Origin of the sequence: Streptomyces sp. TM32 (assembly GCF_004122755.1) — a bacterium.
GTDB lineage: Bacteria > Actinomycetota > Actinomycetes > Streptomycetales > Streptomycetaceae > Streptomyces > Streptomyces sioyaensis.
This window is the reverse complement of the sequence record NZ_SDIG01000033.1, coordinates 42,197-53,597: the sequence shown is the minus strand read 5'-3', so window position 1 is coordinate 53,597 and position 11,401 is coordinate 42,197. Positions and strand designations below refer to the sequence as shown.

8 protein-coding genes are annotated in these 11,401 nt (G+C 73.3%); 4 read left to right on the top strand and 4 right to left on the bottom strand.

What is annotated here, in order from left to right:
- Positions 1-39: 39 nt before the first annotated feature.
- The 3 genes from EST92_RS11055 to mce form a co-directional block, all read right to left on the bottom strand.
- Complete coding sequence (locus tag EST92_RS11055; RefSeq protein WP_093485204.1) at positions 40-978, bottom strand: cellulose-binding protein; 939 nt, start codon at positions 976-978, stop codon at positions 40-42.
- A gap of 113 nt (positions 979-1,091) precedes the next feature.
- A complete protein-coding gene (gene scy, locus EST92_RS11050; RefSeq protein WP_129280760.1) occupies positions 1,092-5,342 on the bottom strand; it encodes a polarized growth protein Scy in 4,251 nt (1,416 codons plus the stop codon).
- A 208-nt stretch (positions 5,343-5,550) separates the two neighbouring features.
- Positions 5,551-5,991, bottom strand: a complete 441-nt coding sequence (gene mce, locus EST92_RS11045) for a methylmalonyl-CoA epimerase (RefSeq protein WP_006603065.1) — start codon at positions 5,989-5,991, stop codon at positions 5,551-5,553.
- Positions 5,992-6,164: 173 nt separating this feature from the next.
- Here mce and EST92_RS11040 point away from each other — a divergent pair, with 173 nt between their 5' ends.
- The gene (locus tag EST92_RS11040) at positions 6,165-7,340 is read left to right on the top strand and encodes an acetyl-CoA C-acetyltransferase (RefSeq protein ID WP_129280765.1); all 1,176 of its coding nucleotides are present in this window, start codon (positions 6,165-6,167) and stop codon (positions 7,338-7,340) included.
- A gap of 73 nt (positions 7,341-7,413) precedes the next feature.
- Positions 7,414-8,382, top strand: a complete 969-nt coding sequence (gene meaB / locus EST92_RS11035; RefSeq protein ID WP_129280759.1) for a methylmalonyl Co-A mutase-associated GTPase MeaB — start codon at positions 7,414-7,416, stop codon at positions 8,380-8,382.
- An 81-nt stretch (positions 8,383-8,463) separates the two neighbouring features.
- Here the strand turns inward: meaB and EST92_RS11030 are convergent, their stop codons facing one another.
- Positions 8,464-9,159 carry a PepSY domain-containing protein gene (locus EST92_RS11030; RefSeq protein ID WP_129280758.1) on the bottom strand — a complete coding sequence of 232 codons (696 nt, stop codon included), beginning with the start codon at positions 9,157-9,159 and terminating at the stop codon, positions 8,464-8,466.
- A gap of 110 nt (positions 9,160-9,269) precedes the next feature.
- Here EST92_RS11030 and EST92_RS11025 point away from each other — a divergent pair, with 110 nt between their 5' ends.
- A complete protein-coding gene (locus tag EST92_RS11025; protein ID WP_129280757.1) occupies positions 9,270-9,983 on the top strand; it encodes a response regulator transcription factor in 714 nt (237 codons plus the stop codon).
- 4 nt (positions 9,984-9,987) lie between these two features.
- A complete protein-coding gene (locus EST92_RS11020) occupies positions 9,988-11,391 on the top strand; it encodes an ATP-binding protein (protein WP_129280764.1) in 1,404 nt (467 codons plus the stop codon).
- Positions 11,392-11,401: the final 10 nt, after the last annotated feature.

The following is an 11,401-nucleotide window of genomic DNA, read 5'->3' as shown; positions in this document are numbered from 1 at the left end:
CGGGGGCGTGGGAAGCAGCGTGCCGGAACTGCCGGACGGTCAGCGGGTCTGCTGGGCGGGGACGCCGCGGGTGACGGTCTCCTCGTCGCCGGGGGCACCGGCCGCGGCCACCGCCGCACCGGTCAGTGTCGCGAGCATCTCGCGGACGTTGGTCAGCTGCGCGTTGATCGAGTCGCGGCGGTTGGTCAGCGCCGCCAGCTCGCGCTCGGATTCGCTGCGGATACGGTCCGCCTTGGCGTTGGCGTCCGCCACGATGTCCTCGGCCTGGCGCTGCGCGGTCTCCACCGTCTGGCGGGCCCGGCGCTCCGCGTCCGTGCGCAGCTTCTCGGCCTCCAGGCGGAGCTGCTCGGCGCGGTGCTCGATCTCCGCGAGCCGCTTCTCGGCCTTGGCCTGACGCGAGGCCAGGTCGCGCTCGGACTGCTCACGGCGCTTGGCGAGGTTGGTCTCGAAGTCCGCGGCGGCCTGGGCGGCCTTGGCGCGGGTCTCCTCGAAGAGGGAGTCCGCCTCCTCGCGCTTGGACTGCGCGTCCTTCTGCGCCTCGGCGCGCAGCGTGGACGCCTCGCCCTTGGCCTTCTCGACGATCCGGGCGCCCTCGTCCTCCGCCTTCGACTTGCGCTCGGCGGCGAACGCCTCCGCGTCGTTGCGGACCTGCTGGGCGGCGGACTCGGCCAGCTCACGGTGCTGCTCGGCGGCCCGGCGGGCCTCCTCGCGCAGATCCTTCGCCTCTTCCTCGGCGAGACGGAGGATCTTTTCCACGCGTGCACCCAGGCCCGCGTAGGACGGTTCGGCGTCATTGACCTGCGCCTGGGCGTTCTGCGTTTCGAGGTGCAGCTCCTCGATCCGCTTTTCCAGCGACGTGATGCGGGCCAGCGCGCTGTCGCGGTCCGCGACGAGCTTCGTAATGCGGTCATCCACCTGACCGCGGTCGTACCCACGCCGCACGAGCTCGAAGCCGAAGGGGGAGGAAGTGTCGCTCATGGGGTTCCTGTCGAAGAGACCGGTGAGGTGATAAGGAGAATCCTAGGGGTCACAACGGCGTGTCATCGAGTCATTGCCCGTTTGATCTGGAGAATGACCCCTCATTTGAGTGGCTACCCTTCAGACTGCTTGCCACTCGAACGAGTTGCCCCCGCTCCAGCGGCTGCCTTCACACCACCGCCTTTGCCCTCCCCGTTTCCGCCGGGCGTCTCGAACGATTCCAGGGCCTCCAGGACATCCTGGACGCGGGAGATTTCGGCGTTGATGTCCTCGCGCCGGCGCACCAGAACCTCCAGCTCCCGCTTGCCCTCGTCCACGATCCGGGTGGCCTCCGCCTCGGCCTCGCGGCGCATCCGCTCCGCGTCGCGCACCGCCTCGGCCTTCTTGTTCTCGGCCTCCTTGATCAGACCCTCGGCCTTCTTCACCGCCGAGATCCGGACCTTGCTCGCCTCGCTGTTGGCGTCCGCGACCATCCGGTCGGCCTTCTCCTCGGCCTCCACCTGCTGGGCGGTGGCCTGCGCGATGAGCTTGTCGACCCGCTCGCCGGCGTTCTTCATCGTCTCCGCCGACTCCCGGCGGGCCCGCTCGTGCAGCTCCTCGACCTCGGACTCGATCCGCTGGCGCAGCTCCTCGGCGCGCTCGCGGATACCGGTGGCGTCCCGGCGGGCCTCCTCCAGCAGGGTGTTCGCGTCCGTACGGGCCTTCTCGACGCGCTCGTTGCCGTCGGAGGTCGCCTCCGCGACGAGCCGCTCGGCCTCCTTGCGGGCCGCCCCGACCATCGTGTCGGCCTGCTCCTCGGCGGCGGTGGCGGCCTTGAGCGCCTCCTCCTGGGCCCGGGCGATGAGCTGGTCCGCCTGCTCGGCGGCGTCCCCGCGGCGCCGGGACGCGTCCTTGCGCGCCTCGTCCAGCAGCCGGTCCGCCTCCTCCTGGGCCTCGGCCCGGGTCCGCTCGGCCGCCGCTTCGGCGTCCTCCTTGAGCTTCGCGGACTCGTTGCGGGTGCGGTTGGCGTGCTCCTGAGCGGCGGTGACCGTGTCGGCCGCCTCCGCCCGCAGCCGGTCCGCTTCCGCGGTGGCCGTCGCGACCATCCGGTCCGCCAGCTCCCGGGCATCGGCCCGGGTACGGTCCGCGTCCCGCTCGGCGTCCGCGGTCGTCTCCGCCGCCTCGGTGCGCAGCCGCTCCGCCTCGGTCGCGGCCTCCGACATCAGCTGGTCGGCCTGCTCCGCGGCGTCCGAACGCGTCTTGTTCGCCGCCTCGCGCGCCTGGTCGCCGGTGCGCTCCGCGTCCAGCCGGGCGTTCTCCAGCGCCTGGGCGGCCTCGGTGCGCAGCCGCTCCGCCGTCTGCGTCGCCTCCGACACCAGCGCCTGCGCCTGCTGCTCGCCGTCCGTACGCAGCCGGTCGGCGGCCTCCTGGGCCTCCTGGACGATGCGGTCGGCGTCGTCCTGCGCCGAAGACGTCAGCTCGGTGGCCTCGGTGACGATCCGTTCGGCTTCCGTACGGGCCTCGGTGATCAGCCTGTCGGCCTGCTCCGCGGCGTCCGCACGCATCCGGTTCGCGTCGTCCCGTGCCTCCGCACGGGCCCGCGCCGCGTCCTGCTCGCCGGACGCCAGCGCGTCCGAGGCGTCCGTGCGCAGCTGCTGCGCCTTCGCGGTGGCGTCCGCGACCAGCTTCTCGGCCTGCGCGTTCGCCTCCGACAGCAGCCGGTCGGCCTGCTCGGCGGCCTCGGTGCGCGCCGTGTTGGCGTCCCGGCGGGCCTCGTCGAGGACCCCGGCCGCCTCGGCGCGCAGCCCCTCGGCCTCCTCGATGGCCTCGGCAACCGCCCGCTCCGCCAGGGACTTCGCGTCGTCCCGTGCCTCCTGCGCCTCCTGGCGGACGCGTACGGCGTCCTCCGAGGCACGCTCGCGCTCCTCGGAGGCCTCCTTGCGGAGCCGGTCCGCCTCGTCCTGCGCCTCGGCCTTCGTACGCTCCGCGGCGTGCTCGGCCGCCGAACGCAGCCCGGCGATCTCCTCGCCGGCCTGCTCGTGCAGCCCCGCGACCGAGTCCCGCACCTGCTGCGCGGTCTGCTCGGCCGCCGCCATCAGCTCGCCGGCCCGCCGGTCGGCGTCCTCGACCAGCCGCTCGGCCTCCTCCTGCGCCTCGCCGACCCGGGTACGGGCCGCCGCCAGCAGCTCCTCGCTCTGCTCGCGCGCCGCGGTGCGCTCCTGGTGGGCCTCCTCGCGGGCCTCGCCCAGCAGCTGCTCGGCCTCCCGGCGCCGCCGCGCGGCCTCCTCCTGGGCCGCGGCCAGCGCCTGCGCCGCCTCGGTGCCCGTGCGCTCCGCGGCCGTCGCCGCCTCCGCACGCACCCGGTCCGCGGTCTCCTGCGCCTCCGCCTTCAGCCGCTCCGCCTCGGCCGTCGCCTCGCCCCGCAGCCCTGCAGCCGCCGATTCGGCCTCGGCACGCGCCGCCGTCGCGTCCGCGGCGGCCTCCGTGCGCAGCCGCTCGGCCTCCTCCTCGGCCTGCTGCTCCAGCATCCGGCGGCGCTCCGCGGACTCCGCCTTGAGGCGGGCGGCCTCCTCCTGGGTCTCCCGGCGCAGCCCCTCCGCCTCCGCGCGGGCGTCGCGCAGCTGCTGCTCGGCGGCGGTGACCTTCTCCTCCGCCTCGGTGCGCAGCCGGTCCAGCTCGGCCTGTGCCTCGGCCCGCCGCTCCTGCGCGGCCTGCTCGGCCTCGGCCCGCAGCCGGGCGGCGGACTCCTCCGCCTCGGTGGTGACCATCTCCGCGGCCTGGGCGCCCTCGGTGAGCAGCTCCTCGGCCTCCGAGCGGGCCCGCTCCAGGGCCTCCTCGGCCTGCCGGCGCAGCGCCGTGGCCCGTTCGATGGCCTCCGTCCGCACCCGCTCGCTCTCCGCGACGGCGCCCGAACGGGTCTCCTCGGCATCGTTCTTGGCCTTGCCCAGCAGCTCCTCCGCGGACCCGGCCGCCTCCTCGATCTGCTGGACCGCTTCCCGGCGGGCCTCGCTGCGGATCCGCTCGCCCTCGGCGACCGCGTCCGCCCGCAGCTGCTCGGCCTCCCCGCGCAGCCGGCGCGCCTCCTCCTGGAGTTCGACGGTCTTGGCGCGGTACTCCTTGGTGTCGTCCTTCGCCGCGCCCTTGAGCTGCGCGACGGTGTCGTGCGCCTCTTCCCGCAGCCGGTCCGCCTCGGACTCGGCCTCCCTGCGCAGCCGTTCGGCCTCCTCCGCCGCCGCCTTGGTGGTGGCCTTGGCGTCCTCCGACGCCTTGGTCAGCACCTCCTCGGCGGTGCGCGCGGCCTTCGCCAGCTGCGCCGCGGAGTCCTCGGCGGCCTGGGACCGGGCGGTGTCCTGCGCCTCGGCGATCAGCCGTTCGGCCTCCGTGGCGGCGTCGGCCCGCAGCTGCTCGGCCTCGGCCTTGAGCGCCTCGGCCTCCTTGGTGGCCTCCCCGACCAGCCGGGCGATCTCCGCCTTGGCCGTACGGGTGCGCTGCTCGTTGTCCGACTCGACCGCCGACAGCCGCTTGGAGGCGGCCTGCTGCGCCTCCTCGACCAGCTTCTCCGCCTCGGCACGCGCCTCGCGCAGCGCCGTGTCGGCCTCCTGGATGCGGCTCTCGGCGGTGCGGGTCAGCTCCGCGGCCTGCCGGCGCGCCTCCTCCGACTCGCTGCCGACGCTGGTACGCAGCTGCTCGGCCTGGTCGGTGGCCTCCTGGGCCTGGCTGGAGGCGGCGTTCAGCAGCCGCTCGGCGTCCGTACGTGCCCGGCGCAGGATGGATTCCGCTTCGGCGCGGGCCTGCTCCGCCTCGGAGCCGAGCCGCTCACGGGCGCGTTCGGTCAGACGCTGGGCCTCGGCCCGCGCGGCCGCGAGCGCCTGCTCGGCCTCCGCCCGGGACTCCTCCATCAGCCGGCGGGCCTGCGACTCCGTACGGGCGCGCAGCTGTTCGGCCCAGGCGACGTTCTCGTTGACGTGTGATTCGACGGTCTGCCGGCGCTCGTTGAGCTCCTCGTCGAGCCGCTGGCGGCGGGCGACCGCCTCGGCGTGCAGCTCGGCCTCCAGCCGGGACTGCCGCTCGGCCTGCTCCTGGAGCAGCCGCTGGGTCTGTGCCCGTGCCTCGCGGACCTCCCGCTCGGCGTCCGAACGCAGCTGGTCGGCCTGGATCTGCGCATTGCGCAGCAGCTGTTCGGCCTGATGGCTGACGCTGTCGTAGGCAGGGCGCGTCGCGAGGTTGCGGCGCGCCTCATGGAGCTTGGCGCGCAGCACCTCGACCTGATAGCCGAGGTCGTCGGCGTGCTGGACCGCCTTGTCCCGCTCGCTCTTCAGCCGCTCCATCTCGGCCTCGAACTGCGAGAGGTGGTCGTCAGCCTCGTAGCGGTCGTTGCCCCGCACTGCGCGGTCCCATCCGTCCCCTGGTCATGGTGGCGGCCGTCTCCGGATTCTGCAGCGCTCGCCCCGTACACGTCACGTCGTACGGACTTGCGCCCCTCGGAGCTGACCCTTCCGAAGAAATGGTGTCAGATCATCGGCAGGGTATGGACCGAGCCCCACTCCCTTACCCCGGCCGAAGCTGCACTCTACCGGCCGGGGAAGGCAAAGGTCAGTGCTCTTCCGCCGCGGGGGGCGCCGCGGTGACAAGTTCGGTCAGCACGCCGTGGCAGTCCTTGGGGTGCAGGAAGGTGATCCGCGACCCCATCGAACCCGTCCTGGGCTCGTCGTACAGGACCCGGACGCCCTTGCCGCGGATGGCCTCGGAGTCGCCGTCCACGTCCGCGGTGCCGAACGCGATGTGATGGACTCCCTCGCCGTTCTTGGCAAGCCACTTGCCCACCGCGGAGTCCTCGCGGGTGGGCTCCAGAAGCTGGAGATACGAGGCACCGCCGTCCGAGGTCTCATTGATCTTGAGCATGGCTTCCCGGACTCCCTGCTCCTCGTTGACCTCGGAGTGGAACACCTCGAAGCCGTACGTGGCACGGTAGAACTCGACAGTCTTGTCGAGGTCGAAACAGGCGATCCCGATGTGGTCGATTCGCGTCAGCATGGCTCCAGTGCACCCCTCGCATGGCTGGTTACGCAACGTGCGCGCGATCACACCTGCTTCCCGGTGACCCCGGGCGTACTGCTCAGTACATTGACGGGAACCCTCGTTAACTTCCCTGCAAAGGAAGGCCGCACCGCATGTCTCCAACGAACGGCACCAACGGCAGCACCTCAGTGATCGTGGCGGGAGCGCGCACCCCCATGGGCCGGCTCCTGGGGTCCCTGCGGACCTTCTCCGGCGCGGATCTGGGCGGCGTCGCCATCAAGGCGGCACTGGACCGGGCGGGGATCGGCGGCGATCAGGTGCAGTACGTGATCATGGGCCAGGTCCTGCAGGCCGGGGCAGGGCAGATCCCGGCACGTCAGGCGGCCGTCAAGGCCGGTATCCCGATGAGCGTCCCCGCCCTGACCATCAACAAGGTCTGCCTCTCCGGCCTGGACGCCATCGCCCTGGCCGACCAGCTCATCCGCGCCGGTGAGTTCGACGTCGTCGTCGCCGGCGGCCAGGAGTCCATGAGCAACGCCCCGCACCTGCTTCCGAAGTCCCGCGAGGGCTACAAGTACGGCGCCGTCGAGATGCTCGACGCGATGGCGCACGACGGCCTCACGGACGCCTTCGAAGGCATCGCCATGGGCGAGTCGACCGAGCAGCACAACACCCGTTTGGGTATCGCCCGACCGGAGCAGGACGAGGTCGCCGCGCGCTCCCACCAGCGGGCCGCCGCCGCCCAGAAGAACGGGCTCTTCGAGGCCGAGATCACCCCCGTGGAGATCCCGCAGCGCAAGGGCGAGCCGGTCGTCTTCAGCAAGGACGAGGGCATCCGCGGCGAGACCACCGCCGAGTCGCTCGGCAAGCTGCGCCCGGCCTTCGCCAAGGACGGCACGATCACCGCGGGCAGCTCCTCGCAGATCTCCGACGGCGCCGCCGCGGTCGTCGTCATGAGCAAGGCCAAGGCCGAGGAGCTCGGCCTGGAGTGGATCGCGGAGATCGGCGCCCACGGCAACGTCGCCGGCCCCGACAACTCCCTCCAGTCCCAGCCCTCCAACGCCATCAACCACGCGCTGAAGAAGGACGGCCTCGTCGTCGGTGATCTTGACCTGATCGAGATCAACGAGGCGTTCGCGGCCGTCGCCGTGCAGTCGGTGAAGGACCTCGGAGTGTCGCCGGAAAAGGTGAATGTCAACGGCGGCGCGATTGCGCTGGGTCACCCGATCGGTATGTCCGGCGCCCGCATCGTGCTGCATCTCGCGCTGGAGCTGCGCCGCCGGGGCGGTGGCGTGGGTGCTGCCGCACTGTGCGGTGGCGGCGGCCAGGGCGACGCGCTGATCATCCGCGTTCCGGGTAAGTAACCGACGAGCTCGTACGCCCCGCGCGTACGAGTGCCCGATGCGCGTACGAGCGAGCCGAAGGAGCCGAGCGGCGATGGTGGACGTCCCCCAGCTGGTGGAACAGGCACGGCAGGGCCGGCCCAGGGCCGTGGCCCGGCTGATCTCCCTCGTGGAGGGGGCGTCGCCGGAGCTGCGCGAGGTGATGGCGGCCCTGGCGCCGCTCACCGGCAACGCGTACGTGGTCGGGCTGACCGGCTCGCCCGGCGTGGGGAAGTCCACCACCACCTCCGCGCTGGTGTCGGCCTATCGCAGGACCGGCAAGCGGGTCGGGGTGCTCGCCGTCGATCCGTCCTCGCCGTTCTCCGGGGGCGCGCTGCTCGGCGACCGGGTACGGATGAGCGAGCACGCCTCCGACCCCGGCGTCTACATCCGTTCGATGGCCACCCGCGGCCATCTCGGCGGGCTCGCCTGGGCCGCACCGCAGGCGATCCGCGTGCTGGACGCGGCGGGCTGTGACGTGGTCCTCGTCGAGACGGTCGGCGTCGGCCAGTCCGAGGTGGAGATCGCCTCGCAGGCCGATACGAGCGTGGTGCTGCTCGCGCCCGGCATGGGCGACGGCATCCAGGCGGCCAAGGCCGGAATCCTGGAGATCGGCGACGTCTACGTGGTCAACAAGGCGGACCGGGACGGCGCCGACGCCACCGCCCGCGAGCTCAACCACATGCTGGGGCTGGGTGAATCCCGCGCGCCCGGCGACTGGCGGCCGCCGATCGTCAAGACCGTCGCGGCGCGCGGCGAGGGCGTGGACGAGGTCGTCGAGGCACTGGAGAAGCACCGGGCCTGGATGGAGGAGCGGGGCGTCCTGGCCGAGCGGCGCCGCGCGCGTGCGGCCCACGAGGTCGAGACGATCGCCGTCACCGCCCTGCGGGAGCGGATCGGCGATCTGCGGGGGGACCAGCGGCTGGATGCGCTGGCCGAGCGCATCGTCTCCGGCCAGACGGATCCGTACCGGGCGGCGGACGAGTTGGTCGACGGGCTGACCAACGGGGACAACGGGGGCTGAGCGCCGGGCGCGTGGCGGCCGGAACGGCGCGACCCCCGTCCACCGTGAACGGGGACGGGGGCCTGGCCGGGGGGCCCGGGGTCAGTCGTCCGAGCCGTCGTCGTCGTTGTCGTCGGCGTCCTGCGCCGGTGCCGCGGTCAGCTTGCCCGACTGCGGGTCGACCAGGACGGTGTGCTCCTTGCCGTCCTTGGTGACCGTCTCGACCTCCCAGGCGGGCTTCGGACCGTGGTCGTCGTCCAGCTCGACGGAGGTCACCGTGCCGCGCGGGGCCGCGGAACGGGCGGCGTCCGCCGCGGTCGTCCGGGCGTTGGTGAGGGCGGCGCGCTGCCGGCCGCGGTCGTCGTCCCCGCGGTCGAGGTGCTGGTTCAGCACCCGCGCGGTGCCGGCGTCGAGGGTGACCTCGTGCTGCTTGCCGTCCTTGCCGAACACCTCCGCGTCCCAGACCAGGCCGGGGCGGTCCGCGTCCAGGTCCAGGCCGGTCACGGTGCCGGGGACGGCCTTGAGGGCGGCGGCCGCGGCGTCCGGTGCGGTCACCTTGGCGGCCTTCGCCTCGCGGCTGTCCCCCTGGCCGTCGTTGCCGTCCGCCATGCGGATGCTCGACCGGCCGTCCTGCACCTGGGCGGTGCCCGGGCCGGACGCTCCCGTGTGGGCGGTCTGCTGCGCCGAGGACTGCGCGCCGCCGGAGCCGCTGTCGCTGTTGGCCGCGACGGCGGTCACCGTGCCGCCGGCGATGAGGGCGGCCGCGGCGGCGGTGGCGATGACGAGGTGGCGCTTCATGTGGTTTCTCCTCTTGCGATCGACTGTGCCCACACCGTGACGGATCGAAGCTGAAGGGGAGCTGAAGCAGCCTGAAGGGGCCTTCAGGTTCCGGATGGCAGGGTGGGCGCATGCACCCGCCCGTATCGCGCCACGCCCATCCCGGCGCCGTCCGCCGCCCGTTCCGGCTCCTGATCGTCGAGGACGAGAAGCGGCTGGCCCTGTCGTTGGCCAAGGGTCTGATGGCCGAGGGGTACGCGGTCGACGTGGTGCACGACGGTCTGGAAGGGCTGCAACGGGCGGGCGAGGGCGGCTACGACCTGCTCGTGCTCGACATCATGCTGCCGGGGATGAACGGCTACCGGGTGTGCGGGGCGCTGCGCGCCGCCGGTCACGAGACGCCGGTCCTGATGCTGACCGCCAAGGACGGCGAGTACGACGAGGCCGAGGGCCTGGACACCGGCGCCGACGACTATCTGACCAAGCCGTTCTCGTACGTGGTGCTGGTGGCGCGGGTGAAGGCGCTGCTGCGCCGGCGCGGCCGGAGTGCCGAGCCGGTGCTGCGGGTGGGGTCGCTGGCCGTCGACCAGGGGGCGCGGCGGGTCGAGCGGGACGGCGCCGACGTGGTGCTGACGGCGAAGGAGTTCGCCGTGCTGGAGCAGTTGGCGCTGCGGGCGGGCGAGGTGGTCTCCAAGGCGGAGATTCTGGAGCATGTCTGGGACTTCGCCTACGAAGGCGATGTCAACATCATCGAGGTGTATGTGAGTGCGTTGCGGCGCAAGCTCGGCGCCGGCCACATCGTGACGGTGCGCGGCGCGGGATACCGGCTGGTGGCCGATGGGTAGGGCGCTGGGCTCCGTACGGGCCAGGGCGGCGGCGGGCGCGACCGTGGTGGTGGCCCTGGCGCTGGTCGCCGCGGGGACGGCCGTGCTGCTGGTGCTGCGCGGCCATCTGCACAGCCAGGCGGGGCTGCAGGCCGAGGTCACGGCGCGGGACGTGGCCGGCCAGATCGCGACGGGGACGCCGTACGGCAAGCTGGACCTGCCGGACGGTGAGGACCGTCCGGTGATGGTCACCGGCGACGACGGGCGGGTGCTGGCCGTCGGTGAGGACGTGCGGGCCGTGGACGGGAAGCGCGTGGGCGCGCAGGGGGCGCCGGGCTCCGGGCCGGGCCGGTCGGCGGACGACGAGGACGGCGACGACGACGGGCCGCGGCTCGGGCCCGGGGAGATCGATGACGATGTCGACCTCCGGGACGGGAGCGCCGACGTCGGGGGGAAGGTGGCCGGCTACCGGCTCGCGGCGGTCGAGGCCAAGGACAGCCGGGGTGCGCAGGCGACGGTGCGGGCGGGGTCGGCGCTGGCGCCGGAGGAGGACACCGTCGCATCGGTGCGCGACGCCATGCTGATCGGGCTGCCGCTGCTGCTCGTGGTGGTGGCGGGGGTGACCTGGCTGGTCACCCGGCGGGCGTTGCGGCCGGTGGAGGGGATCCGCGGGGAGATGGCCGCGATCACGGCGAGTACGGATCTGAGCCGGCGGGTGCCGGTGCCGTCGTCGCGGGACGAGATCGGCCGGCTGGCGCGGACCACCAACGAGACGCTGGCGGCGCTGGAGCTGTCCGTGGAGCGGCAGCGGCGGTTCGTCGCCGATGCCTCGCACGAGCTGCGCAGCCCGATCGCGAGTCTGCGCACCCAGCTCGAAGTGGCGGTGGCGCATCCGGAATTGCTGGATGTGCCGGGTGCGGTGGTGGACACCGTGCGGCTGCAGCGGCTGGCGGCGGATCTGCTGCTGCTGGCCCGGCTGGACGCGGGGGAGCGGCCGGCGGACACCCGCGTCGAGCTGGCTGCGATGGTGCGCGAGGAGACCTCGCAGCGGGTCGCGGACCGGGTTCCGGTGCGGATCGGGGAGCTGGCGAGCGGGGAAGTGGCGGGGTCGCGCGGTCAGTTGGCGCGGGTACTGGGGAATCTGCTGGACAATGCGCAGCGGCATGCCGACGGGGCCGTACGGGTGGCCGTGGTGCGCGAGGGGGAGGAGCTGGCGCTGCGGGTCGAGGACGACGGGCCCGGGGTGGCGGAGAGCGAGCGGGAGCGGATCTTCGAGCGGTTCGTGCGGCTCGACGACGCACGGGCCCGGGACGACGGCGGGGCGGGGCTGGGGCTGGCCATCGCGCGCGATGTCGCGGTGCGGCACGGCGGCTCGCTGGCCGTGCGCACGGGGTCGGTGTTCGAGCTGCGGCTGCCGGTGGCCGGCTGAGCCGGCCGGC

Excerpts from the sequence above, each read along its gene's own strand:
- EST92_RS11055 (WP_093485204.1), bottom strand. The coding sequence starts at position 978 with ATGAGCGACACTTCCTCCCCCTTCGGCTTCGAGCTCGTGCGGCGTGGG.
- mce (WP_006603065.1), bottom strand. The coding sequence starts at position 5,991 with ATGCTGACGCGAATCGACCACATCGGGATCGCCTGTTTCGACCTCGAC.
- meaB (WP_129280759.1), top strand. The coding sequence starts at position 7,414 with ATGGTGGACGTCCCCCAGCTGGTGGAACAGGCACGGCAGGGCCGGCCC.
- EST92_RS11030 (WP_129280758.1), bottom strand. The coding sequence starts at position 9,159 with ATGAAGCGCCACCTCGTCATCGCCACCGCCGCCGCGGCCGCCCTCATC.
- EST92_RS11025 (WP_129280757.1), top strand. The coding sequence starts at position 9,270 with ATGCACCCGCCCGTATCGCGCCACGCCCATCCCGGCGCCGTCCGCCGC.